The sequence below is a fragment of the Myroides odoratus genome (genome assembly GCF_965118575.1).
GTDB classification, from domain to species: domain Bacteria; phylum Bacteroidota; class Bacteroidia; order Flavobacteriales; family Flavobacteriaceae; genus Flavobacterium; species Flavobacterium odoratum_B.
In genome coordinates this window covers 35454-62035 of the sequence record NZ_CBCPHW010000023.1, presented here as the reverse complement: position 1 = coordinate 62035, position 26582 = coordinate 35454, and the positions used below count along the sequence as shown (strand labels likewise).

The 26582-nt window shown below is 34.6% G+C and carries 24 protein-coding genes; 14 read left to right on the top strand and 10 right to left on the bottom strand.

Going from position 1 to position 26582, the window contains the following annotated elements; translation table 11 throughout:
- Nucleotides 1–157: 157 nt before the first annotated feature.
- Nucleotides 158–3817, bottom strand: a complete 3660-nt coding sequence (locus tag ACMHJ2_RS15935; RefSeq protein ID WP_413513856.1) for a M1 family aminopeptidase — start codon at nucleotides 3815–3817, stop codon at nucleotides 158–160.
- A gap of 3 nt (nucleotides 3818–3820) precedes the next feature.
- A complete protein-coding gene (locus ACMHJ2_RS15930) occupies nucleotides 3821–4693 on the bottom strand; it encodes an ABC transporter ATP-binding protein (RefSeq protein WP_413513855.1) in 873 nt (290 codons plus the stop codon).
- Between the two features lie 189 nt (nucleotides 4694–4882).
- Between ACMHJ2_RS15930 and ACMHJ2_RS15925 the strand changes: the two genes are divergently transcribed.
- Entirely contained in the window at nucleotides 4883–6421 is a 1539-nt protein-coding gene (locus ACMHJ2_RS15925) for a SulP family inorganic anion transporter (RefSeq protein WP_413513857.1), read from the top strand.
- A 413-nt stretch (nucleotides 6422–6834) separates the two neighbouring features.
- Here ACMHJ2_RS15925 and ACMHJ2_RS15920 read toward each other — a convergent pair whose 3' ends face one another.
- The 5 genes from ACMHJ2_RS15920 to ACMHJ2_RS15900 all read right to left on the bottom strand — a co-directional run bounded on the left by ACMHJ2_RS15920 (nucleotide 6835) and on the right by ACMHJ2_RS15900 (nucleotide 11695).
- Nucleotides 6835–7869 (bottom strand): PLP-dependent cysteine synthase family protein, encoded by a 1035-nt coding sequence (locus ACMHJ2_RS15920; protein WP_413513854.1) that lies wholly within the window; start codon nucleotides 7867–7869, stop codon nucleotides 6835–6837.
- A gap of 58 nt (nucleotides 7870–7927) precedes the next feature.
- Entirely contained in the window at nucleotides 7928–9988 is a 2061-nt protein-coding gene (locus ACMHJ2_RS15915; RefSeq protein ID WP_413513853.1) for a S9 family peptidase, read from the bottom strand.
- A 90-nt stretch (nucleotides 9989–10078) separates the two neighbouring features.
- Entirely contained in the window at nucleotides 10079–10693 is a 615-nt protein-coding gene (locus tag ACMHJ2_RS15910) for a GNAT family N-acetyltransferase (protein WP_413513852.1), read from the bottom strand.
- Nucleotides 10694–10830: 137 nt separating this feature from the next.
- Nucleotides 10831–11367: an NADPH-dependent FMN reductase gene (locus tag ACMHJ2_RS15905; RefSeq protein WP_413513851.1), complete on the bottom strand. Its 537-nt coding sequence runs from the start codon at nucleotides 11365–11367 to the stop codon at nucleotides 10831–10833.
- Nucleotides 11368–11377: 10 nt separating this feature from the next.
- Nucleotides 11378–11695, bottom strand: a complete 318-nt coding sequence (locus ACMHJ2_RS15900) for a GNAT family N-acetyltransferase (protein WP_413513850.1) — start codon at nucleotides 11693–11695, stop codon at nucleotides 11378–11380.
- A gap of 181 nt (nucleotides 11696–11876) precedes the next feature.
- Here ACMHJ2_RS15900 and ACMHJ2_RS15895 point away from each other — a divergent pair, with 181 nt between their 5' ends.
- From ACMHJ2_RS15895 to ACMHJ2_RS15880, 4 genes are all read left to right on the top strand, one after another.
- Nucleotides 11877–12200, top strand: coding sequence for a YbaB/EbfC family nucleoid-associated protein (locus tag ACMHJ2_RS15895; RefSeq protein ID WP_413513849.1), 324 nt, complete (start codon nucleotides 11877–11879; stop codon nucleotides 12198–12200).
- A 3-nt stretch (nucleotides 12201–12203) separates the two neighbouring features.
- The gene (locus ACMHJ2_RS15890) at nucleotides 12204–12944 is read left to right on the top strand and encodes a DUF4369 domain-containing protein (protein WP_413513848.1); all 741 of its coding nucleotides are present in this window, start codon (nucleotides 12204–12206) and stop codon (nucleotides 12942–12944) included.
- 40 nt (nucleotides 12945–12984) lie between these two features.
- Nucleotides 12985–13548, top strand: coding sequence for a Crp/Fnr family transcriptional regulator (locus ACMHJ2_RS15885; RefSeq protein ID WP_413513847.1), 564 nt, complete (start codon nucleotides 12985–12987; stop codon nucleotides 13546–13548).
- 69 nt (nucleotides 13549–13617) lie between these two features.
- Complete coding sequence (locus ACMHJ2_RS15880; protein WP_413513846.1) at nucleotides 13618–14031, top strand: SRPBCC family protein; 414 nt, start codon at nucleotides 13618–13620, stop codon at nucleotides 14029–14031.
- Nucleotides 14032–14082: 51 nt separating this feature from the next.
- Here the strand turns inward: ACMHJ2_RS15880 and ACMHJ2_RS15875 are convergent, their stop codons facing one another.
- The 3 genes from ACMHJ2_RS15875 to ACMHJ2_RS15865 form a co-directional block, all read right to left on the bottom strand.
- Nucleotides 14083–15597 carry a PH domain-containing protein gene (locus ACMHJ2_RS15875; RefSeq protein WP_413513845.1) on the bottom strand — a complete coding sequence of 505 codons (1515 nt, stop codon included), beginning with the start codon at nucleotides 15595–15597 and terminating at the stop codon, nucleotides 14083–14085.
- A complete protein-coding gene (locus tag ACMHJ2_RS15870; protein ID WP_413513844.1) occupies nucleotides 15597–16178 on the bottom strand; it encodes a PH domain-containing protein in 582 nt (193 codons plus the stop codon). Before ACMHJ2_RS15870 ends, ACMHJ2_RS15875 begins: the two co-directional genes overlap by 1 nt.
- A 136-nt stretch (nucleotides 16179–16314) precedes the next feature.
- Nucleotides 16315–17016: a DUF4397 domain-containing protein gene (locus ACMHJ2_RS15865; RefSeq protein WP_413513843.1), complete on the bottom strand. Its 702-nt coding sequence runs from the start codon at nucleotides 17014–17016 to the stop codon at nucleotides 16315–16317.
- A gap of 227 nt (nucleotides 17017–17243) precedes the next feature.
- Between ACMHJ2_RS15865 and ACMHJ2_RS15860 the strand changes: the two genes are divergently transcribed.
- The 9 genes from ACMHJ2_RS15860 (at nucleotide 17244) to ACMHJ2_RS15820 (ending at nucleotide 26480) form a co-directional block, all read left to right on the top strand.
- Nucleotides 17244–17663 carry a hypothetical protein gene (locus ACMHJ2_RS15860; protein ID WP_413513842.1) on the top strand — a complete coding sequence of 140 codons (420 nt, stop codon included), beginning with the start codon at nucleotides 17244–17246 and terminating at the stop codon, nucleotides 17661–17663.
- A gap of 130 nt (nucleotides 17664–17793) precedes the next feature.
- Complete coding sequence (locus ACMHJ2_RS15855; protein WP_413513841.1) at nucleotides 17794–19179, top strand: TolC family protein; 1386 nt, start codon at nucleotides 17794–17796, stop codon at nucleotides 19177–19179.
- Nucleotides 19180–19189: 10 nt separating this feature from the next.
- Entirely contained in the window at nucleotides 19190–22363 is a 3174-nt protein-coding gene (locus tag ACMHJ2_RS15850; protein WP_413513840.1) for an efflux RND transporter permease subunit, read from the top strand.
- A 23-nt stretch (nucleotides 22364–22386) separates the two neighbouring features.
- Nucleotides 22387–23472, top strand: coding sequence for an efflux RND transporter periplasmic adaptor subunit (locus tag ACMHJ2_RS15845; RefSeq protein WP_413513839.1), 1086 nt, complete (start codon nucleotides 22387–22389; stop codon nucleotides 23470–23472).
- Between the two features lie 10 nt (nucleotides 23473–23482).
- Nucleotides 23483–24004 carry a TlpA family protein disulfide reductase gene (locus tag ACMHJ2_RS15840; protein ID WP_413513838.1) on the top strand — a complete coding sequence of 174 codons (522 nt, stop codon included), beginning with the start codon at nucleotides 23483–23485 and terminating at the stop codon, nucleotides 24002–24004.
- A 296-nt stretch (nucleotides 24005–24300) separates the two neighbouring features.
- The gene (locus tag ACMHJ2_RS15835) at nucleotides 24301–24648 is read left to right on the top strand and encodes an SdpI family protein (RefSeq protein WP_413513837.1); all 348 of its coding nucleotides are present in this window, start codon (nucleotides 24301–24303) and stop codon (nucleotides 24646–24648) included.
- 452 nt (nucleotides 24649–25100) lie between these two features.
- Nucleotides 25101–25448, top strand: coding sequence for a hypothetical protein (locus ACMHJ2_RS15830; protein WP_413513836.1), 348 nt, complete (start codon nucleotides 25101–25103; stop codon nucleotides 25446–25448).
- Nucleotides 25449–25584: 136 nt separating this feature from the next.
- Nucleotides 25585–25866 (top strand): DUF2089 domain-containing protein, encoded by a 282-nt coding sequence (locus ACMHJ2_RS15825; protein WP_413513835.1) that lies wholly within the window; start codon nucleotides 25585–25587, stop codon nucleotides 25864–25866.
- Nucleotides 25867–25898: 32 nt separating this feature from the next.
- Nucleotides 25899–26480 carry a hypothetical protein gene (locus ACMHJ2_RS15820; RefSeq protein WP_413513834.1) on the top strand — a complete coding sequence of 194 codons (582 nt, stop codon included), beginning with the start codon at nucleotides 25899–25901 and terminating at the stop codon, nucleotides 26478–26480.
- Nucleotides 26481–26582 lie beyond the last annotated feature (102 nt).

Genomic DNA, 26582 nt, shown 5'->3' with positions numbered 1-26582 from the left:
AATCAAAGAAAGAAGAGGTTAATCTTATTTCTAAGACCAATAAAAAAGGGAAAGCACGTGTGCTTTCCCTTTTTTATTGGCGTTAACTTCTATCAAAAATAATAGAATTACAGTGATTGATAACACAAACGGGAACCCATGTGGGTTCCCGTTTGTGTTATATTGCCTTTCTATTGTCATAGGAACGCGTATCAATCAACTTGTAATACGGATCGATTCCAACCTCGGTTGGTTTTTCATCTACAATAATTGTAAACTCATTTTCAATTGCCGTAATTTTTACTTTCTGTAGATAAAGCGCTTTCTCTCTACTTTTTGCCTCTTTCTGATCTTTTGCAAATACACCTATTTCAATGTAGTCTGCCAAAGGAAGAGATTCTATTTTCTTATTCTTCTCTCCTGTAAAAACAAGAGGACTAGAACCTTTATCTGCATAAATTTTTTCTCCTTTATCACCTGCTCTATATTTACTTACATAGGCTTTTATTTTCACTTCATACTTGCCGTTTTTCAATTGTTTCATTTCAACTTTATCAACGTAATTATCATATAGCGTAATGGTTTCAAACATATCTTTCACCATATATTGGAGTGAATCCGGAGTAGCTAGTTTAATATCTTCCACTAATTCTGCTGAAATTGTATAAGGTGCTTCTTGGAAAGCTACTTTTTTTACATAATCCTTCAATACGCCATTCAATACCGAATCTCCTAAGTAATCACTCATCGTATAGAATACCAAAGAACCCTTATTGTAATGGATATATTGTTGATTTTCGTTATACATCAACGGTTTCTCTTTCTTACTTTCATTTGATCGCCCTCCTAAATAGCCATCTAAGGCATCTTTTAAGAAACGCTGCATCTGACCTTTTCCATATTCTTTTTCCAATACTTTTAAAGAACTATATTCGGATAAACTTTCGGAAAGCATCGTAGCACCTTGAACATTTGCTCCAATTACTTGATGTGCCCACCATTGATGTGCTACTTCATGAGCTGTAACTGAAAAAGGATAATCTACCGCATCCTCATCTGTATCATCTACATTCGCAACGAATCCAATTGTTTCAGAAAATGGAATCGTATTGGCAAAAGACTGCGCAAAACTTCCCATAGTTAAAGGGAATTCGATGATACGTACTTGTTTGTGTTGATAAGGACTAAAAGCCGTAGAATAATATTCTAATGATTTTTTCACTGCAGACATCATGCGATCAATATTGTATTCATGCCCTTTGTGATAATAAATTTCTAAATTAATATCTTTCCATTTATCGCGTTTTACCTCATAGCGTGCTGAATTAAACGCATAAAAGTTCAACATTTTTTGATCCATTTTATAATGGAAATAACGACGGGTCCCCTCTGTCCATTCCTTTTGTAAATAGCCCGGAGCAATCGCAATCTGATCGGCTGATGTACTTACGGTTGTTTCAAAGTGAATCCAATCTGCATCATTGCTAATATATGTATTTTGCAAAGCGCGTTTATCTGTCTGCTCTGCCATTCTCTCTTTCGGCTCTAAACCATATTTTTTACGGATTTCATCATCCATAATTTCACCACGATCTGAATATCCTAAAGAAGGAAACAAACTATTGTTTAAAAAGGTACCATTATTTAAGACTGGAGAATTTGAACGAATAAATGAATTCGCTTTGTTTTCAAGTACAAATTCCATAGATCGAGTCTCCCCTGCTTGCATCGGTTGATTAAAACGATAAAAACTAAATCCTTGTATAGAATCCGTGGACAATAAAGTAGCTCCTTCAACTATAATATCATTTTTAAAATCTTGGTAAAAAGCGACTAAAAGCGTATCCAAGGCTTGATTGGTTTTGTTTGTCAAAAGGTACGTTCCTCTTACTTGAAAATTGTTTTTCTCTGGAAACAGATCTACATCCACCTTTACATCTACAATTCTCGGTTGAGCCATACCTTGGTATTTTCTATACGTCTTTTCATATGCTACTTGTAGGAGTTCACTTTCTTTAGAAGAACGAAAATCGTTCAATACCGTATTTTCATAGTAAAGATAAGAACCCAAACAAAGAAAGGATACAAAAAACAAAAGAGTCGGTACAAGTACCATCGTTTTTGCACGTTTTTTTACATAATAGAATCGCTCTTTTATTCCGTTAAAGGTTCCTCTTCTCCAGAAAAGCAAAGTTAATCCACTTAGACCTGCTACAAAGAATACCCAATATAAAACATAAACTATAAACTTTCCAAAATCAGCGGTTGAACCAAAGCCATTCATATCTGAATAAGTTGGGGTTGGAATAGAATTAAAGAAAAATAATTCTTGTTCAATTCCTATGTGACTTAGCGTAGGCCATCCTATTTGAAGTACGAGTAAAACAAAGAAACCTACAATATAATTTTTAAAGAACGTTTGAACGGCAAGACTCATCAAAGCCCAAATAATAAATTCAATCCAATCGTACCCCAATAAGCTTTGTAAATATAAGTCTATTTCAAATTGATAATACCCATTAAAGGCTTGAATCCCCATGCTTGTAATCATGATTACCACTAACAACATCAATTGTAGTCCAATCAAAGCAAAAAATTTGGATATAAACAACACCCAATTAGGTACTGCTGTTGAATCTACCAATAAATTCATGCGCGCAAGTTCACCTCGGTGTACTAATAATCCTGCTCCCAAAAAGGTTACCATCAAGATAAAAAATTGGAAGGTTGAACCTGGAATCGTCAACATTTGTCTTGTTAGAGGATATGTTGGTGTTCCGTACATAGTCATGGCGAAACGTGCTACTAAAATCATGAATAACAATCCAACGCCAATTAATATCCAAAATACACGGTTGCGTGCTAAAAATTTAAAATCTAGTTTTGCAAACGCAAAAATATTAGACCAATTGGTTGTATTGGAAAAATTATAATGCACCTTAGGTAGTTCAATTTTAAAAATTCCACCAAAATTATTTTTAACTAAGCGTTCCCCTTTTATTTTTCGCTTGAATGAAAAGGTGGCTGGTTGTTGTGAAAATTTAAAAACCTTTCCTAAAATTAAAAGGGTAAGTAACGAAATCCCCAACCATAACGAACGATTAAAAAGATAGAATTTTTCTAACGGTAAATCATTTGAATTCAGTTCATCAATACTCCAATAACGAGTATAATATTTGATAGCTAAATCACCTGAAGGATCTAATAAAGCGCCTAATTCTCTATATTCAACATCCGCAGCAATACTGCCGATCAATCCCTTTAAAACCATTAAGATAATAATGGTAATAAATCCAGCATAGATACTACGTGAAAGCGTAACGACTGTGAATATAATTGCTCCCATAAACAACATATTTGGGATTAGATTTATCACGTAAATTTGCACATAATTCCACAAATCATTCGGTCCTAGTAAGGCTTGATTACCCCATGGAAGCAGAGTGGCTAAAAAAGCACCTAGCCCCATCATCATACTGATGCATAAGGTAATTAAAAATGAGCTCGAAAATTTTCCTAATAAATATTGTCCTTTCGAAAAAGGATAAGAATATAAAATATGATGTACATTGTATTTATAATCTCTATAGATAGCCATTCCAATAATAGAAGGAAATAAAAAATACAACAAGGTATTGTATGAACTTATCATACCATTCAACATATAGGCTGAATTCATTTGCAACAAAGAAGCTGTTGTATTTGTAACGCCATCAAAAACGCCAATTGCAGCTAACATCGTCATAAAACTGATTCCAAAAAACAGAATTAAGTACAAATAAAACACCCAGCTCTTAAACCAACGTTTAAGCTCAAAAGAAAAAACTGTTCCAAACATAACTTAATCGTTTTTTAAGGCTACAAAATAAACATCTTCTAAAGTCGGTTTTACCGATTCAAAACCTTCATCTACTAAAGATTCCTTTGAATAAACACGAATTTTCAGTCTGTTCTCTTGATTGTATTTACCCGATAAAACATTTAACTGCTTGTACTGTTCTGCTTCTTCTCTATTGATTTCTTTTAACCAAATAGCACCCTCTAATTTTTGTTCGGCTTCTTTTGGAGTACTCCTTTCTAATAGATGTCCTCCATTTAAAATAGCCATTTCATGACACAATTCATTTACGTCATCCACAATATGAGTAGAAAAAATAACAATATTATTCGTTCCAATTTCGCGTAAAACATTTAAAAATCTATGGCGTTCAGCAGGATCTAATCCAGCTGTAGGTTCATCTACTATAATTAATTTAGGATCATTCAACAACAACTGTGCAATACCAAAACGCTGTTTCATTCCTCCAGAATAGCCGCTAACACTCTTACGTCTTACATCGTATAGATTCGTTACTTCCAAAACGCGATTCACTATTTCACGTCGCTCACTTGCATTCGAAATCCCCTTCAAGCGCGCAAAATACTCTAATAAATCCAACGCAGACATATTAGGATAAACACCGAAATCTTGAGGTAAATACCCTAATAATTTACGGAATTCATTTTGTTGTTCAATCACATTTAAATCTCCAAATCGAATGCTTCCTGCATCAGGCTTCTGTAAAGTAGCTATTGTTCGCATTAAAGTAGACTTTCCTGCGCCATTCGGTCCTAAAAGTCCAAACATACCTGGTCCAATTTCTATGGATAAATCATCCAATGCTTTCACCCCATTTTTATAGGTCTTACTCAAGTTCTCAATAACTAATTTCATACTTCTATTTTTTGATTTACTATATAAGTATCCAACCTTACTCTTTTGTTACACAAATACCTAAAATAGTATCTACTATTTCTATTTTCTTCTAAATTATTTCTATTTCCCTCTTGAGCTTTTAAAACAATCTGTTCTATTCTATTGTGATTTACTTGGATTAAAACTATATTTTTGCGGTATAATAAAATGAAAATGCCTCATCCCTTCTTGTCGTTAACAGAATTAAAAAAAATCAATCTTAAAAATGAGGTTCTCGCGGGACTAACAGTTGCTATGACCATGATTCCTGAATCGTTGTCTTTTGCCATTCTCGCTGGATTATCTCCCTTAACAGGCTTATATGCCGCCTTTTTAATGGGGATCATTACTGCCCTTTTTGGCGGCCGTCCCGGCATGGTTTCTGGAGGTGCTGGAGCAACCGTAGTTGTTTTAATAGCTTTAGCCTCTTTGCATGGGGTTGAATATTTATTCGCCGCTGTTGTCTTAGCGGGTATTATCCAGTTTATCGTTGGTGCATGTAAATTAGGTCGATTTATTCGCTTAATTCCACAGCCTGTAATGTATGGTTTTTTAAATGGTTTGGCTGTCATTATCTTTATGGCTCAAGTTGCCCAATTTAAAACAACAACCCCAGATTCAACCACGTGGTTACAGGGTTCGGAACTATACCTAATGCTTGGCCTTACCGCTTTAACCATAGGTATTGTATGGTTCTTACCTAAACTCACTAAAAAAATTCCCTCTTCATTAATCGCTATTATAGTCCTTACGCTTCTTGTTTTCTTCTTTCAAATTGACACGAAGAAAGTCATTGACATTGCCGAAGTTAGTGGGGCCTTCCCTTCTTTCCATATTCCAACTATTCCTTTTACGTGGGAAACTTTACAACTTATTTTGCCTTTTTCACTCGTCATGGCGGGTGTTGGTTTGATTGAGTCTTTACTAACTCTAAATATTGTGGATGAAATAACCAATACCAAAGGCAATAGTAACAAAGAAGCGATGGCTCAAGGAAGTGCAAATATTATCAATGGTTTCTTTGGAGGTATGGGAGGTTGTGCCATGATTGCTCAAACTCTTGTAAACCTAGGCGCGGGTGCAAGAACTAGAATTGCAGCTGTGATTGGCGCTTTGACTATTTTATTTATCATTCTTATTGGTGGCCCTGTGATTGAGCAAATTCCTATGGCTGCACTCGTTGGAGTAATGATGGTAGTTGCTATTTCTACCTTTGAATGGGTTTCTTTTCGACTAATTACTAAAATGCCCAAATCAGATATTTTTACACTATTTCTAGTTACTGCTCTTATTATTTTTTCTCACAACTTAGCCTTAGCTGTATTAGTTGGTGTTATTGTATCTGCTTTAATTTTTGCTTGGGACAATGCGAAGCGTATTCGAGCGAGAAAATCATATGATGAAAAAGGTCATAAAGTTTATGAGATTTACGGCCCTCTATTTTTTGGTAGTTCAATCTCTTTTGCTGAAAAATTCGCCCCTCAAGACGACCCTAATATCATTATTATTGACTTTAAGGAATCTCATATTGCAGATATGTCTGCCTTAGAGGTACTCAAAAAAATAATTGCTAAATACCAAGAAGTCAATAAAAAAGTTATCTTGCGCAATCTCCGCGCAGATAGTATTCGATTACTAAACAACAGTGGAGCTTTTCTGCATATCGAAATAGAAACAACACCTCATTCACAGGAAGAAACGAGTTAAACATAATTTGAATTCATCTTAAGATGCGGTTACGCTATTTGACTTTTTTCCATCTCAAATTCTACGTAAAACAAAGTTTTGACTTTTCTTTTCTGACCAAATTAATTAAAAAAACAACATTTCAACCAATTAACAGTTAAAACACCCAATAGTACTATTTAAAAATAAAAAAATATATTAAAAATATATTTTTAACAAAAATAAACACGTAAATTTAAAAAATAACTTTTTTTTCATTACCTTTATCTAGCAGTATTTTTACTCTAGCAGAAACAATACGCAAGCGATTATTTATTTTGCGCTTTACATAAAAAAATCCAGCTTATATAGGACAACAACTTCTTTCTGATAACCCCTTAATTTGAAAGAAAAAAAGGCTGTTTTGATTCAAAACAGCCTTTTTAATATCTAATTTATTTGATATAATTAATTTCATTTTCAGGTTCACTTTCATCGAGAAAACCTTGTTGATGCATCCATTCATCACTATAAATTTTACTCATATAACGAGATCCATGATCAGGAAAAAGCATTACAACAACACTATTTTCATCAAACATTCCTTGTTGTGCATACAAACGGGTAGCTTGTAAAACAGCACCTGAAGTATACCCTAAAAACAATCCCTCTGTACGAGCTAATTCTCTTGCTACTAAAGCTGCATCCTTATCTGTTACTTTAACAAATTGATCAATGACAGAAAAATCAGTAGCAGAAGGAATTAGGTTTTTACCTAGCCCTTCAATTTTATATGGCGCGATTTCAGCAGGATCTAATTCACCTGTTTCGTGGTATTTTTTCAAAACGGAACCATAAGCATCAACACCCAAGATCTGGATATTTGGATTTTTCTCTTTCAAATAACGCGCTGTACCTGAAATTGTACCTCCTGTACCTGAACAACATACAAAATGCGTGATTTGTCCTTTGGTTTGTTCCCAAATTTCTGGTCCAGTTGACAAATAATGCGCTTCTGTATTTAATTCATTAAAATATTGATTGATATAGATTGATCCTGGTGTTTCTTGGTGGATTCTTTTAGCTACTTCATAGTACGATTTTGGATCATCTGCTGCTACATTAGCGGGACATACATATACTTTTGCTCCCATTGCACGCAACATATCAATCTTGTCTGGGGAGGATTTATCACTTACAGAAAGAATACATTTATACCCTTTAATCGCACTAATCATCGCAATACTAAAACCGGTATTCCCTGAAGTAGTTTCTACAATGGTTCCACCTGGTTTCAAAATTCCTTGTTTTTCTGCGGTTTCAATCACATGCAAAGCGATTCTATCTTTAGCAGAGTGACCTGCATTAAAAGCTTCTACTTTTCCATAAAAATGCCCCTTAAGTGTAGCGGTAATTTTATTCAATTTCACTAATGGAGTTTCACCCACCAACGAAATTACACTATCAACAGCTTGGATTTTTTCTTTCATTTTCAATCTATTTAAAATGTATTTCACCTAACAATGATGTGAAATACATGTATTTATTTTATTTTCTAATTCCCTCTAAATCAAACATAAAAGCAAACTCTTTAGCTACTTCTTTCAAAGATTCAAATCGACCTGAAGCACCACCATGTCCGGTGTCCATATTAATATCAAAGTACAACTGCTTGTCGTTTGTTTTCATATCTCTCAATTTAGCCACCCATTTAGCTGGTTCCCAATACTGTACTTGCGAATCGTGTAATCCAGTTGAAATATACATATTTGGATACGCTTGTGCCTTTACATTGTCATAAGGAGAATAGGATAACATATAATCGTAATATTCTTTCTCATTTGGATTTCCCCATTCATCGTATTCACCTGTTGTCAATGGAATACTATCATCTAACATCGTTGTTACCACATCCACAAAAGGAACTTGAGCAATTACTCCCTGATACAAATCGGGGCGTTCATTTGCAATTACCCCCATTAACATTCCTCCAGCGGACCCCCCTTCTGCAAATAGATGCTCTTTGGAAGTATAACCTTGTTCAATCACATATTCTGAACAAGAAATAAAATCGGAAAACGTATTTTTCTTCACCAACAATTTTCCTTCTTCATACCAATCGCGTCCCATATCTTCTCCACCGCGAATATGTGCAATGGCATAAATAAATCCACGATCGAGTAAACTCAAACGCGTAGTAGAAAAATAAGGTTCCATGGTTATTCCATAAGAGCCATAAGCATACAATAAAAATGGATTTTCGCCCTTGCGTTCTACTCCTTTTTTGTAAACCATAGAGATTGGAACTCTTACTCCATCACTGGCCGTTGCCCATATTCTTTCTTCTACATAGTTATTTTTATCAAAATCACCTAAAACCGCTTGTTCTTTCAGTACCTCCTTTTCTTTGGTACGCATATTAAAATCAATTACAGATGAAGGTGTATTCAACGATTGATATACAAAGCGAAAATTTTCTGTTTCGAAATCAGCATTAATCTGCGCTTGCGCATTATACGTTTCACTCTCAAAAGGCAAATAATAGCTTTCTTCACTTTCATTCCAAGGTTGAATTTTAATATGAGGCAATCCATTGGATCGTTCAGAAATCACCAAGTAATCTTTAAAAATATCTACACCTTCTAGCAATACATCCTCCCGATGTGGGATAAGTTCAGTCCAAGTATCCGTTGTTGTTTGCAAATCAGGGCAGCGCATCAACTTAAAATTGTCTGCTTCATCTTTGTTGGTAAGAATATAGAAACAATCGCCATAATGGGAGATTCCATATTCTACTCCTCGTTCTCTTTTTTGAAAAATTCTAAAGTCACCATCGGGATTATTTGCTTCCAAAATACGATACTCACTCGTCAGTGTACTTTCACTGCCAATAACGAGATATTTTCTTGATTTTTCTTTATAGATAAAAGTATCAAACGTATCATCTTTTTCGTGATAAACTAACACATCCTCTTTCAAAGAAGTATGAATCTCGCGTTTATAAATTTTATCTGAACGCAATGTCACGGCATCTTTACGCGAATAGAACAACGTTTTATTATCGCTCGCCCAAGTTGAACTTCCCGTTGTATTGCTAATAGCGAAATCCAAAATTTCTCCAGTACCAAGGTTTTTTACGTAAATGGTATATTCTCTTCTAGAAACGGTATCTACTCCGTAGGCAACCCATTGGTTATCTTCAGAAACCGTAATTCCTCTCAAATGAAAATAAGCATAAGGTGCCGCCATTTCATTACAGTCAAAAAGAATTTCTTCCGTTGCTTCTAAACTTCCTTTTTTACGGGAATGAATCGGATAATCTTTTCCTTGTTCAAAACGGGTGATATAATAGTATCCATTAAAGAAATAAGGAACAGAAGCATCCTCTTCTTTAATTCTATTTTTCATTTCTGTAAACAACGCTTCTTGCAGTTCTTTTGTGTGTACTGTTGATTCTTGATAATAAGCCTTTTCAGCTTCTAAATAAGAAATTACCTCTTTATCTTCTCGGTCATTCAACCAAAAATAATTATCAATGCGTATATGATTGTGCGCCTTTAGCTCTTTGGCTACTTTTTTCGCTAGGGGTGCTTGAATAGATTTGTTCATTTTTTTTATTTAAAATACAAAAATAAGAGTTTTTAATGGGCTCAACCAAGATTTACATCTTTAGTTTATAAAGCCACTATATCCTATCTTTTATAATTTTGCTTGTAATCGCTCTTTGGCAGAACTAAGCCACTCTTCTCTAAGTAAACCAAAAATAGCACTGTCTCTTCTTGTACCATCTGTTCTAATTTTATTCTGACGCAAAACACCTTCTTGCTTACATCCTAGACTCAGAATAGCTGCAATACTTCTTTTATTTTCATTATCTGCCTCAAATTCCGCACGTTCAAAATGAAGCTTTTCAAATAAAAATTCAAACAATAAATATTTACAATTTTTATTTACTCCTGTACCTTGTGCAGATTTACTATACCAGGTGTAGCCAATTAAAGCTACCTTATTTCTCAAATCAACTTTATAAAATCGGGTAGACCCTACATATTTGCCTTGTTTTTTGTCCCAGACAACAAAAGCATAGCCTTGTTTTTCTTTGCGCAGGGTTAAAGCAGCCTTAACATAGTTGATCATATTTTCATTGTTGGTAGGCTTATCTGATGAAAAATACCAGATATCTGACTCATTCAGCGCATAATATAAAAGGTCAACTAAGTGTTTTTCACTTAGAGGAACTAACCGTACGGTATCATTTTCTAAAACATAGTCTTTGGTAAAGTCAAAAGTTGATAAATTTAGTGCTTCAGGCATAAGGTCATTCATTAAATTTCTACTGGTATTTTACTCAAATATATTCATACTTTAGGGCTGTAGGCGATTCTTTAACAGCATACTAACAAAAAAAAGAGATGACCTTTCCGTCTATCTCTTTCTTTACCTGAACCCACTTAATCCTGTTTTAGTTGTTCTTTAAAACGCATTACTTTGGTTTTCAACTCTTCCAATAAAGTACGGTCGATAATTCCATTTATCTCATCAAAATTTTCATAGAATTTGGGCAAAGCAAAAGTTTCAATAATAACACCACCAAAAGACGGAAAAACAGTTTTCGCAATATTCAACGAATTCTGTCCGCCATAACCACCTGGAGAAGTTGACATTAACAGCATCGGTTTTTCTTGTAATACTTTCAAATCAATTCTCGAACACCAATCAAACAAATTTTTAAAAGCGCCTGTCCAATTTCTATTGTGTTCTGCCATAGAACAAACGAGAACATCTGCCTCTTTTAATTTTTCCAAAAAGGCTTTGGCTTCATCTGGAAAATGTTCTTTCTCGCGATCGACTGAAAAAACAGGCACTGCATACTCATTTAAGTCGATTAATTCTACTTCATCCTCTTGAAAAAAATCCAATGCAAAAGCGGCTAATTTTTTATTTATAGAGGTGGAAGAAATACTTGCACCAAATCCAATTACTTTCATCTTTTATCTCTTATAAATTATCGTAGGCAGGGAAATTAGTACTAACTATTCTTTTCCATTCTGGATGCCTTTTTATATAAGCAAATACCAACGGACAATAGGGCATCACACTATAAGCCTGTTCTTCCAAATAATGAAGTGTTTTTTCAATTAAGGCAGTTGCTACACCTCTTCCTGCTAGTTCCTCTGGACTTTCAGTATGAATTAATTGAATTGTTTGCCCCTCTTCTTTATACGCTATAAAAGCGGTATATCCATCAACTGTCAGTTCAAAGCGCTTTGTATCTTTATTTTTATGTACTTCTAAAGGTAAGAATTCTTCTTTCATTTTTTTTGAATTAATTTGTATACTAAGCTCAAAAACACCACTTATCCCTACGGTATAAGTTAATGTAAATTAATTTCTACTTGAAGATACTATAAAATTAGTTACGGTCTTCTACTACTTGATAAGCAAAACATAAAAAGATTATGCTATTTTTGTGGCACAAAATTTTAATGTATATATTATGTTTGGTGACTTAATGGGAATGATGGGTAAATTACAAGAAACCCAAGCTAAAATTGAAGAAACTAAAAAGAGACTAGATACGATTCTAATTGACGAAAAAAGTAAGGATGAATTATTGCAGGTTACTTTAACGGCAAACAGAACCATTCGTTCTCTATCAATTTCCGAAGAATTAATGAATGACAAAGAACAGCTGGAAGATTACCTTATTATGGTATTGAACAGAGCAATTGAAAAAGCGACAGCCATTAACGAAGCTGAATTAGCCGCTGCAGCTAAGGATGGTATGCCTAATATTCCTGGTTTAGATTTATTTAAATAAGATATGATAAAAAAGTATATCGGTGCAGCCTTTATTTTAGGTGCATCACTTTTTGCTTCTTGTAGCAAAGACACCAAAGAAAATGAAAACTTTACGCTTACGGGTAAAATTGAAGGATTAAAACAAGGGAAACTATTTTTATATCACGTCCAAGATACCACATTTGTTGTTCTTGACTCGTTAGTTGTAGATGGGAAATCTGCTGCTTTCACCTTCAAACACCATTTAGAATCTCCAGAAATGTTGTTTCTTTCGTTAGATCGTGGGCATAGCAATTCAATGGACAATCAGCTTTCATTCTTTGCTGAACCTGGAACGATGACCATAGAAACAACGCTGAAAAACTTTTATAAAGATGCTAAAATAAAAGGTTCTCAGAATAATGATCGCTATACGGAATATTTAAAATCTAGAACGCTGATCACCGATCGTCAAAACGACTTATACGTGGCTTTATTTGAAGCTCAAAAAGCAAATGATATAGCTAAATTAGATAGTTTACAAACGGTAAATAAAAAATTAACGGGTCGTTTATTTTTGAATGCAGTTAACTTTGCCATCAACAATAAAAACTCCGACGTTGCTCCATATATTGCACTTACTGAACTGTATGATCGCAATATCAAATACTTGGATACGGTTTATAATTCATTGACACCCGAAGTATTGAATCACAAATACGCCAAAAGCTTAAATGAATTTATTCAAGAAAGAAAAAAAGAAGAAGCAAAAGCTACTGAATAATTGTAAATTGTCCTTTTGAATTCAAAGGACAATTTTTTTTATGCCATTACACAACGCTTTACAAACTATTCTCAATTTATCTCCTACCGAAGCTCAACAGGCTTCTCAATACTTTGTTCCACATACCTACCCTAAAAACACATCTTTGTTAGAAGTGGGTAAATATACCAATCACCTTTTTTTTCTTACGGATGGTTTCGTCCGTGTCCATGCCTGTTTTGATGGAAAGGAAATCACACAATGGATTAGCATTCCTTCTTATTTTCTTACGGATCTTTCTTCTTGGCTTTTTAATCAACCGGCTAAATGGAATCTAACTACATTAACTGACGTTTCTTTACTAGCCATTTCCAAACAAGATTATGCACTTTTACAAAATCAAATTTCCAATTGGCATAGCAAGGAATACTTGTTTATAGGCCATTGTTTTGCTTATATGGAAAATCGAATTTTTCAATTTTTATCTCAAAGCAGTGAAGAGCGATACCTTGCTTATTGCAGTCAATTTGAATATTTATTCAATCATGTGCCGCATCAATATATTGCATCGCTATTAGGAATGACTCCTGAAACCTTAAGTCGATTGAGACGTAAAAATCGATAGGTTAATTTCTTGATTTACATCAAGAGTTCTCCTTTTTAAAGCTTAGATATTTGTGAAAAAATAAAACAGATGAAACTTGTCACACAAATAGAAATCAATGCAAATGCGGAAACCATTTGGAATGCTTTACTGGACTTTAAAAATTACTATCGCTGGAATCCTTTTATTTCAAAAATTGAAGGAATACCTATACCAAATACCAAATTAAAGGTTCAAATTCAGAATATGAAATTCTCTCCAGTTGTTCAGATTTGCAAACCGCATCAAAAATTCACTTGGGTAGGTAAATTAGGAATCAAAGGTATTTTTGATGGCTATCACTATTTTGAAATTATTCCTATAGCCGAAAATAAATGCTTGTTTATTCACGGTGAAAACTTCAGTGGTTTATTGGTTTCTCTTTTGAAAAAGAAACTAAAAAAGGAAACATTACCTGGCTTTATTTTAATGAATTGTTCGTTAAAAGAGTATGTTGAGATATAGTGAACGGTGAACGATTTACAGTGGACGGTAAACTGTTGACAGTTTACCACTCTACATCCAAGATTTATTTTGGCTTTCTATTTCGTATAACCATTGATCTCTTACCTGTTTCAGTTCCGCGTAATTAGAAGTACTAAAACTCACAATTCCACCTGCTGTGAAGAGCAACATACTCCCTACATTGGCCGATTTTTGCCACACCAATTGAGACAGTACTATCTTTTGAATCTTATGAGGTTCTAAAACCGTATGCGTTATATCCCAAACACCTGATTTTACAACAATAAAATGAGGAGTCACGATTAATCGACCTATTTTGAAATAACGCCAAATCAACAGTGTAACTATTACAAAGTAGACCCCGCCACTTATAAATATCCACGTACTTTCTAGTATATCATGGGTCAATCTCATAAATAAACTCACCGGAATCAGCACTAAAAAGAAAAAACGAAAACCAAAAAAACGATAGTTGTGTTTCAATTCTACCCCTTCTAATTCGAGTGGTTTTTTGTAAATCATATCAAAAAACTCCGTCGTTTCTTCATTTGAACAGCCTGGAATTTCTAAGGCTGTTTTTTGATTCAAGGATTCTTTTCCAAAAACCTGATGAATTTTAACACTCGATATTCCCCATAATTTTTGAAAGTAGTTGCGAACAATTTTTACTAACTGCACGCGAGAAGGTTTTATGATTGTACTCTTTGTATGTAATAATCCATATGATAAAAACAAGCTTTCGTTTTGAACAATCACTTTATAATTATAAAATTTAAGTACGGTTCGAATGATATTTACAATAAAAATAGCGGCTAAAAAGAAGACAATTGCAATCAAACCTACATATAAGGTTACTCTTTCTTCTAAAAAGGTATCAATAGCCTCATCGTCTATTGAATCATTAAAAAACTTTGATCCCTCCGCTACGATAGAATTGACAAATAGCAAAAAAATCCCCATAGTATAGAGGTAATTAGTTGTTACGCCTACCTTTAATAGCGTCCATACACTAATAGAGCGAACATCTTGATGGATATTAGCTATCGCATGCGCTTGTTCGTTAGTAAGAGTAACTTTATCTTCTTCTAGTAATCCTTCCTTATACGTTAAAAGGGTTTCTTTTAAGGCTTGTGCAACTTCATGAGAGACAGACTTTATAACGCCTTCTTTCACGCTGCTCCCCGCAGAGTCTACTTCAATCGAATAAATATTTAATATTTTATTGATAAAAGATTGATTGATATTTACTTGCTGAATTTTACGAAGTTGAATTGTTGTTTTGGTTTTATTAAAAATTCCTTTTTGCACAACAAAAGAATCCGTTTCCTTTTCGATATGAAAATAAAAATTGCGATAATTCAAATAGGCTATTACAAAAACAAGAACAATAAAAATAGTTGTACTTAGGATTATCCAATTCAATGGCATTCCTGTTTCACTTTTGCGAAATTTCAGAACACCTAAAATTAAAATTGGAAAAAAAGCGCGAATCAGCTTTTGCAAGGCGTAAATAAAATTTACTATAATGCCAATGGGCGCCTGTTTATTGGGAATATAGAAATTCATTACAACTCTGTATTTAAGCTATCGTTTGCCGCATTGATTGGTTGCTCTTGGGCTGGAGGTACTACTTGTTTAATTACAAAAGCTTTAATCTTATTGGTTTCATCTATAGGTAGACCTGGGATTTTCAAATCGCCAAAACTTCCTCCTGCTGTAAAAAATTCTATTCGAGACAGCCCAAAAAGTCGCAATACCGCGCCTTCATAAATTTCAACGTGCTGTACGCGATTAAAAGGAATTGCAATTTGCTTTTGACTAATTAATCCCGATTTATAAATGATATCGTGTTCTCTTAGTGCATATCCTTTTTTATTTACACCAGCTAGATTTAGAATCAGGATTCCCAACGCCAATATGATACTACCTACAAACACAGCTAGTTTATACTCTAGAAGTAAAGACTTATCTTCCGTTAAGGGTAAATAAAAGCCACTTGCTCCTAGTAGAAGTAAAAACAAGCCTAAAAGAGCATTTTGAATTAAAACAACTTTTTTATACTTCGCATGTAGCGGTTGGAATTGTACGGTATCCAAAGTTGGCAATTCTGTACACTGAATTTGTTCATTAGTAAAAGCTGCAGACATAACAAGAATAAGCTAATTAAAAAAAACAAATATATCCTTTTCATTGCGATCAAACGACATCTTAGGTTCAAAAAAAAATAGCCATCATAAACATGATGACTATTTTTCCAATTGATTTATAGATATAGAATTAAAACTACTTTACAATACCCAAATAATAAGGCTCATTTACAGAACTAGACCCAACTAAAATCAAAGAAAAGTATCTTCCTTTTTCTAACAGTACGCGTTCTCTTTTCACAATTTCTTTTCCATTTTTATCTTGTACTGTTAGGGTATACGATTTACCTAACTGAGCAATAAATTTCTCATTTTCTTTCGCAGAAAGTTCGGTCTCTGAATTTCGATTGGCAAAAATTATTTGGTCATCTAATTTAACATCCACTGCTAAATCCTCTCCTGTTAAATTAAAAAAGCGAATGCCTGCATTTTCAATATTTCCTTGCTCTCCTAAAGAAATCGCATGATCTTCGGTTATAAAATGAATTGCGTTATCTTTGGCATTTCCTCCTACAAAAGAGGTATACGATTGATTGTCCTTTACTTGTAATCTTGTGTTTTCTACTAGTTGTTCCTTTTGATTCGCTTTTACTTCAATCAAGCGATTTCCTACAAATAATCGAGTAAAATCATATTTTTTAAATGCTAATCCATAATAAGGCGCTTGGACTAACCGTCCATCAACGACATACCAAACTGCAGGAGAACCTGCATATCCATTGACCATCGTTATTCCGCCAATCGGATAGGGTTCTCTCGAACCTCCATCGTCATTAGTACAACTTGTGAGTAAGAAAAGACTAAAAACGAATCCAAATACTACGAATAATTTTTTCATATCCTTTGATTTAACTTTAACTTCTAAGTTAGTTACAAAATTCATACCAAAAACAAAGGCACTTCTAAAAGGCCCCCTTTATTATTTTCTTATCCCAAGTTAATCTTCCTACTATTTTTGCTTTTCTGTGCATCACCGTTCATCTCAAATGAATACTTGCTTATTTTTTATATTTAAACACCAAATATTTTGCATTTATATTTGAATTATTCTATGTTTGTTCCTATATGAAAATAAAAGCATTACCTATCATTTGGCAAAAAATGCACAAAGTGTTGACTTTGTTGTGTGCGGTATGGCTTATTTTCTCAACGTGTTCCATGCAAACAAGTCTAAGTCATCTTCTTCATGATGCTCCCATTGCTACTGAACAAACTACTAAAACCAATAAAAGTAAAAAACAAACAACGGTTACGGAAAGAACCTGTCATCAAAACCTTATTTCGGATGATAATACGACCGTATTACACAAAGCAGGATGGGATATTGCCAATCCTTTTGTAGCGCTATTAGTATCTACTTTTTTTGTCTTCTTTTTTGGATTTCGCTTACGAGGCGATGCTAATCCTCACCCTTTATATCGAGATACCTCTCAATTACAGGGAAAACTTCCTTTATTTATTGAATTTCAGAATCTGAGAATTTGATTTTTTTAACGCTTATTCATCTATAGTCAGTAGTAACATTGGCCCCAGATGGATAATTTTTATGTATCGTTAAAACAATCCTACAACTTTGTATCTATATCCGTATAGGTTACACTAAATTCTCTTTCAAATGAAAACGAATTTTCGTTCAGCTACTTTATTGGGGTTGATTTGTTCAGGCATGACTGTATATGCCCAAGATCAACCATCCACTAATTTGCAAAATTTATGGCAAAAAGTAGAACATAATTACCCTGGCTTACAAGCGCAAACCGCATTAGTTGCCTCCATGGCAAACACACAAAATGCCATCCAAAGTCAAGCGTTACCTCAACTCAAGATTCAAGCCCAAAACACCTATGGTACCTTTGAGGGAAGCAATGGTGCCTTTTTTCCACAAGCTGGTTTTTTTAATGTCAGTGGAACGCCGCATGCACTTGAAGGAAGCAACCAAGCCTTTAATACATTTGGGTCAGCAGTTATTGAATGGGAAATATTTGCCTTTGGCAAACAAAACCAAGAAAACAAAGCGGCTCTCGCCCAATACAATCAAAGTCTGGCTCAAAAAGAGGAGTATACAATACAACTTAAAAAAGAATTGTCTCTGCGACACATCAAAAATTTATATGCCAATGCCACTTATGATTGGATTAGTAAAAATGTGCGTCGCTTAGAAGCAATCAAACGAATCACCAGTGGTTTAGCATTATCGGGGTTAAGACCTGCTGCGGATAGTTTACTTGCTCATTCTTCTTATTTACAAGCAGCAGGACAACAAATTTTTTGGACAGGAACTAAACAAGCTACTCATCTTGCTATGGTTGAATTACTAGGAGAACCTCTGCCTACTATCGATTCAAAGAGCATAGAAAAATTTTTAACTCCTGCCCTTCTTGAGCAAGAGCAAGCCCCTATACTAAAAGAGGCTGATCATCCTACTTTGCAACAATTCCAAGAGGAAACTTCTTTTTTTGAACACCGCAGTAAATCTATAGCCCGCGCGGCTCTACCCAGTATAAAGTTACTTGGGGGTTATGCCATTCGCGGAACAGGGATTCAAGCCCCTACGGTTTCTAATTCATGGAACGATGGTTTTTCGAATACTGCAGATAACTACTTAGTAGGTGTTGGATTAACTTGGAATTTCTCTTCTTTATTTACAAATCAATACAAAAAACAAGCGTTCAAACAACAAGCAGAAAATGCGAGTCAAAAATATAAAGCTTATCAGCAAGCGTTGCAAACCAATATTGAAGCAAGTCATATTCAGCTAAATGCGCAGGCTGAACAACTTAAACAGACCCTTCAAGCGGTGGAACAAGCCACACAAGCTTATGCGATGTATATGGCTCGCTATCAAAACGGTTTAATTGCTTTGAGTGAATTATTGCAGATTCAACAATTACTTGAACAAGCGGAAAAAATACATATCGAAGCAACGCAGTACTATTGGCTACAACTCGTTACAGAAGCGAGCTTTACGACTCATTTCGACTTTTTATTTACTAATTTATAATATAGACTATATGAATCTTATCCGATTTGCCTTAAGAAAGCCTCTAGCCATTCTAATCGTGGTATTGGCATTGGGCTTCTTATCGATTAATTCTATTCGGAAAATCAACGTTGATATCTTCCCTGAAATTGAGCTTCCATCCATCTATATTGCGATGCCCTATGGCGGACTTTCTCCTGCTTATATGGATGGGTTTATGGCAAATGAATTTCAAAAAGTATTACTCTTTGTTGGCGGCGTTGAAAACATTGATTTTAAAAGTGTTCAGGGTTTAACTTTGATGAAACTTTCCTTTTATCCAGGAACGGATATGGCACAAGCGGCGGGAGAAGTTTCTACCCAAGTATCGCGGGCTATGGGATTTTTACCTCCGGGTGCTGTTCCGCCTATGGTTGTTCGATTTGATGGTAGTTCTCTTCCTGTTGGTCAACTGGTATTTGAAAGTTCTCAACGCTCTATTACCGAATTACAAACGATGGTTCAAACGAGAATTAGACCTATGTTTGTTCAAATACCTGGGGTTACTGCACCTGCTCCATTTGGAGGAAATGTGCGTTCCATTATTGTTAATATCGATCCACATGCCATGCAAGCCCATGGGCTTAGTCCTGAAGAAATCACGTTAGCTATTACAAAAAACAGTCATCCCTCTCCTGCGGGAAATATTCGCATTGGCGAACAAAACCTAATGGCCCCTGTCAATTCAATTGCAACTAACCCTGAGGTTTTTCTTCAAACTCCTGTGCGCACTACTCCAAATCGTACCATTTACATCAAAGATGTGGCACAAGTCATTGACGCTGCAGACCAGACGACAGGTTATGCTTTAATTAATGGGACACGTTCGGTTTATTTACCTATTATTAAAAAAGCAGATGCCTCGACGATTGACGTAGTCAAAAACTTAAAAGCCTCTTTGCCGATGCTAGAAAACACACTTCCTGAAGATGTTTCTATTCGTTATGAGTTTGATCAGTCCAAATACATCGAACGTTCTTTAACTAATTTAATTCACGAAGGAATTTTAGGGGCTTTATTTACAGGTTTGATGATTTTCTTATTTTTGGGAGATACCCGTGGAGCGCTTATCGTGATTTTAACGATTCCTGTTGCGATTTTATCTGCGGTTGCTGCCTTGTATTTTATGGGACAGACTATCAATATCATGACACTCAGCGGACTGGCACTTTCGATTGGTATTCTCGTCGATGAGGCTACGGTTACCATCGAAAATATTCATCAACATTTTGAGATGGGCAAATCTAAACCCCAAGCCATTTTAGATGCACTTTTAGAAATTTCAATTCCCAAATTATTAATCCTTCTTTGTATTCTAGCGGTATTGACCCCAGCATTTATCATGACGGGAATCCCTAAGGATATGTTTATGCCGTTATCCTTAGCTGTGGCATTTGCCATGATTTTTTCGTTCTTAGCTTCACAAACCTTCGTTCCTATTTTAGCGAATTGGCTAATGAAAAATAAACACCTTGCACTTTATGAGCAAAAAGCCAAAAGAGAGCGCAAATTCTTTGAAAAATTCCGCTTGCGTTATTCTCAAGTAGTCCGCAAATGGCACAAGATATCTAGGCTTCTTTTTATAGGGTATATTTTCATTGGTGTGGGATCTATTGCCTTGTTACTTCAATTGATAGGAACAGATATAATGCCAACTTCCAACAGTGGTGACTTTCAGATACGAATTGAAGCACCTCAGGGGAGTCGAATTGAAAAAACAGAAGAAATAGTCAAAGCTATTATTGGAGATATTACTTCCCTATTACCAGAAAACGGGATTTCTATCACCTCTTCTTTTGTGGGAATGCATCCTGCTGCCACACCTATTAATCCGATTTTTCTATTTACCAATGCTTCACATGAAGCCGTATTACAAGTAGCTGTTGATCAAAAAATATACAAGGGGTCCATGGCAGATTTAAAAGAAAAAATCCGAGAAAAAGTAAAAGAGACGAGATCCGATGTGCGGATCAACTTTGAACCGATGGAATTAGTTGAAAAAATCATGGGACAAGGAGCTATGACTCCAATTGAAGTAAAAGTTGGCGCAAGGCAAATCAAAACGGCGGAAGCCCATGCCAAAAAGATAGAACAAGAATTAAAGAAAATCGCTTATTTACGTGATATTAGAATTGCAGAACCTTTGAATTATCCAACACTCCAAATTGAGGTAAATCGGGATTTATTGGGTCTATTTGGCTTAACCATGAGTGATGTAACTCGAAGTTTAGCTACAGCTACTTCTTCTACACGCTATACCGACAAAAATTTATGGATAGACCCAAATTCAGGTTTAGTTTTCCAAGTTCAAATCCAAATTCCAGAAGGAACGATTGACAGTGCGGAAAAATTAAAAGCACTTCCTTTAAAAAAAGGAAGCTTACGTCCTATTTTAGAAGATGTAGCAACTGTAAAAAACGGATACGAAGCAGCTCAAGTAAATCGAAAGGGACCAAACCGTTACGTTACTATTATTGCTAATATTCACGAAAAAGATTTAGGTACAGCTTCTAAAGCTGTAAAAAAGGCGATTGCAACTGTGGGTGAGCCTCCTCGTGGAACGACCGTTTGGATGGAAGGAACTTTGAATCTATTGGATGAAACCTTAGGTAATTTATTAGCTGGGTTAGGCGTTGCTGTTCTTACCATTTATTTAATGCTCGCTGCTTATTACCAATCCTTTCGATTACCTTTGGTTATTCTCTCGGTATTACCGGCTGTAGTTGCTGGTAGTTTGCTACTCTTATACTTCAGTGGCAGTACCTTAAATTTACAATCCTATATGGGGATTATCATGTCTATTGGCGTTTCGGTTTCCAACGCAGTACTCTTGATTAATCAGGCGGAATACTATCGCAAACAAATGCAATTGCGCACGGTGAATGCAGCTCGTTTGGCTGCTTCTTCGAGATTGCGTCCTGTATTGATGACGGCAGCAGCCATGATTGCAGGGATGTTGCCGATGTCCTTAGGTTTAGGTGATGGTGGAGAACAAGTTGCCCCATTAGGACAAGCAGTCATTGGGGGACTTCTTGCCTCAACACTAACAATCTTATTACTTCTTCCTCATTTTTTCACCTCAACCATGACTAAAATTTCGCTTGTTGATCCTTCCTTAGATCCGGATGATCCCAAAAGTAAATTTCACACAATTGAAACCCCTTAATTTTGATTTTTAACTACTCAATTATGAAACATTATTTTATTTTATCTCTAGCTGTACTAGGAAGTTCTGTATTTGTACTGACAGCTTGTAAGGATAATACCTCTATAGAAACCAAACTAATCGAAAAACCTACCGCAGTGGCATGGAGTACTTCTCCCATACAAGTATTAAAACCAACGTATACAATCACTGTACCTGGAGAAATAAAACCCTATGAACAAGTAGCTCTGCATGCCAAAGTTTCTGGTTTCATCAAACAACTGTATGTTGACCGTGGAGATTTTGTAAAAAAAGGGCAGTTACTTGCTCTGTTAGAAGCGCCCGAGATGAACCAACGGGCTTTATCAGATCAATCTATCCAAGATAAGGTATACAGCGATTATATTTTAGCCAAACAGGTGTATGATCGATTAGTAGAGGCTTCAAGAACAACCGGAGCTGTAGCTCAAATTGAATTAGAACGCGCGCAAAGTGCAATGCAAAGTGCAAAATCCGCTTTTGAATCTGCGAAGGCAAGTACGTCACAAGCCTATCAGCTACAAAATTACTTGCGTATTCTTGCTCCTTTTGATGGCATCATTACTCATCGAAATCTCTCTACTGGTTCTTTAGTGGGTCCGAACGGTAATCCTCCTATTTTTGAAATGGCACAAAATGACAAGTTACGTTTAACTGTTTCCATCCCTGAAAAACACGTAAATGCTATTTCCGAATCAACAACAGCTACTTTTACTATTAGCTCTCAGCCAGGAGAACAATTTACGGTTCCTCTTTCTAGAACTTCGGGTTTATTAAATCAACAAGATCGATCTTTACTTTTAGAATTTGATTTAGACAATAAAGGTCAAAAATTAAAAGGAGGAGATTATGCACAAGTAAAACTAAACTTACAACGCCAAATAGAAACTTTTTGGGTTGCTACCAAAAATATATTAGTCACCCAATCGGGTACCTTTGTCCTAACAAAAAGTACAGCTAATACGTTGACTCGAATACCTATTGAATTGGGGATACAATTGGATACAATTACCGAAATTTTTGGGACATTACATAAATCTGACTTACTTATCAATGAACCTACAGAAGATTTAAAAAACACAACCAATTAAACACTTTATTATGCAACTAGCACAAAAATTTAAACGCCGTATTTTAGCTTCAGCTCTAATGCTTGCTCTAGGAATTAATAGCTCCTTTGCACAACAAAAAAATACACCAACTGTAAATACTCAAACTACTGATGCTATTTTTCTAGATGCTGATGGAAACAAAGTTTCTTTGAGTTCCCTTCAAGGAAAAGTTGTATTTGTCAATTTTTGGGCAACTTGGTGTCCTCCATGTATCAAAGAAATGCCTTCTATCCAAACGTTAAAAGACAAAATGAAAGGCAAAGATGTTGTTTTTCTACTCGTAGATGTCGATGGAAAATACGATAAAGCAAAAGCTTTTATGGATAAGAAAAATTTAGATCTTCCTATTTACACGCCTGCCGAAGCAATATCAAATACCTATTTAGGCTCTTCTATTCCAACGACTATCATCTTTGATAAAAAAGGAAATATGATTCAGCGTATTGTAGGTGGGGCTGACTTTGCTTCTGCAGAAGTAGAGAGATTTATGCACCAAGTTTTAAAATTGTAAATTAAACCATTTCAACCCGTTATAGTAAAGCTCACTTCTTACAAGTGGGCTTTTTTAGGCTCTTACCGTACCTCATTTTATCAAATTCAAAAAGAAATACTCTAATTTTAATTTGATTTTATTAAATAATCCACACTTAAATCAAGTAATAATGAAAAATACCCAAACAAAACAACTATTACAATACAAAATACTAAAAAACCCGCAATTCTTATATTTTAAAATTCAATATTAAGTTTAAGTTAATTTTTTGTTTATTTTAGCAAATACCAAAACCAACTAAAAAACTTTAACTTATGACTATTCTATACATATTCCCTATACTCCTTGGAATTATAGGTTTTATCAATCTTCTGTTCCATTTTAAACAAGTACACATACTAGGATATAGAAGTCATAATGCACTAAAAGATGATAAACACTGGAGAATTGCTCAAAGAATAAGTAGTTCATCTCTGATTGCAGCAAGTCTATTTTTAATTTGTTTAAACTATACCTTAACGCAATTTGACTATGCGGAACACACGCAACAAGCGCTTATGATTACTGCAAATATTTTTTGTGTTTTATATACAATCGTCCATACAGAATCTGTACTGGAAAAAGTAAGTCAAAAAATCAACGAAAACTATCGTAGAAAATAATTTCAATTATTATTATTTCCTCTTTCTTGTGCGAACGATTACAACAGTCAAAAATATTTTCTTTGCTTTAAATCAATACTACTAGACAAGAAAGAGGTTTTTTTTAATCAAAATATTCTTTTACTTTCATTAATATAAAAAGGATTATCTGAAGTTCAGATAATCCTTTTTTTTATTGAAAAAATAACTAATTGACATGTAAATTTATATAGAAGTCGTCTTGACTTTTGTAACATAAAGAAGGGGGCATAGCCATTTGTGTCGCTAAACAAACAAAACCTAAAACCCGGTGTACCAAGTACTCCACATAGATAGTATAGAATTAGATATAGTCCACATTTACCATTTCCAAAAAGAGGTTCAAAATCAAAAGTCGCACTTTATGAAATAGTTAATGCTATATTCTATAAACTAAAACAAGTATTCAGTAGAGTTATGTACCAGTCCTAACCTTGTTTAGTGATAAAGTATTAAGCCATAAAACAGGATTTGTCCATTTTCGCAATTGGTCAAAGGCAGGTGTATGGCAATCTTGTTGGACTGAACTATTAAAAAAGAATAAATCTCCTATTGATTTGTCAAGTGGAGATTTAGATGGAAGTCATTCAACAGCTTTAAGAAGAGGAGAACAAGTTACCTATCAGGGTAGGAAAAAAGGTAAAACAACGAATTCTTTATACTTTACAGATCGTCAAGGTTTACCTCTCGCCATGTCCGAACCTACAGCTGGTAACTACAACGATTTATTTGATATAAAAGTCTACTTTGAAGATATAACTAATCAATTGATTTTTTATTGAAGGATAAAAAACGGGAATGAGTAAAGATTTTACAAGCTACTTGATAGATATACGTTTTATGTTAAAAGAATTAAAATAAATTTTAGTGAACATTATTTTAATTTTATTAAATTTGAATTAAACAAAACTGAAATAATTGAAAACAAAACATAAATTACCAACGCAATGTCCAAGTTGTAACACTAAACTTCACGTCACTCAACTTGCTTGTGAAAGCTGTGAAACAGTTGTAAGTGGTCAATTTGATCTTCCCCTCTTATCACAATTAACACAAGAAGAACAAGATTTTATCCTTCAATTTTTTCTCTACAGTGGCAGTTTAAAACAAATGGCACAACAAATGAATATCAGTTATCCAACCGTGAGAAATAAATTAGATGATATGATTGAACACATTAAAAAATTACAAAATCAATAACCTAACTTACCGACCCAACCAAACTAATTATCATGAAAAATGCAATGCTAAGACCCTTTGAAATAATACAAGAAAAACAACTCTTTTTGATAGGCCTCTTTCTATTACTACTCGCTTCAATTTTCGCTTTCTTAACGCATACGCGATTTGATGGCGTATTAGATATGCATCTAACCAATCACATACAGTGGTACCAACCTTTTTTAGATAATGGTATTAATACGCTTTGTCTAACTTTATTTTTCTATCTACTCTCTCTTTTACAACCGACCAAAGCGCGTATCATTGACCTCCTTAATGTGGCCTTGATTTGCCGTATTCCCCTTTATTTTACCTTACTAACCAATATAGGAGGCATTAACAAAGAAACAACAGAATACATCGTGAATCATTTAGACAATCCATTAGCAATCAAAGAACTTCCCCTTATCAATCTCCTTGTACTAGGAGGAGGAGCTCTTCTTGCTCTTGGTGCTCTGGTAATCATGGGATTTTTAATCTACAACGGATATAAGAATGCTACGAATGCTAAAAAAGCCTCTCACTTAGTGCTCTTACTTGTAGCTGTATTAGCTGCGGAAGGAGTTTCTAAACTACTTGTTTACTGCTATTAACCAGGATTTATTTGATTTGTATCGAAGATAATATACTAAACCCTTTTATATCTCACACTCAAAACAAAGCTATTTAGTGCGAATTTATTAACTCATTTATTA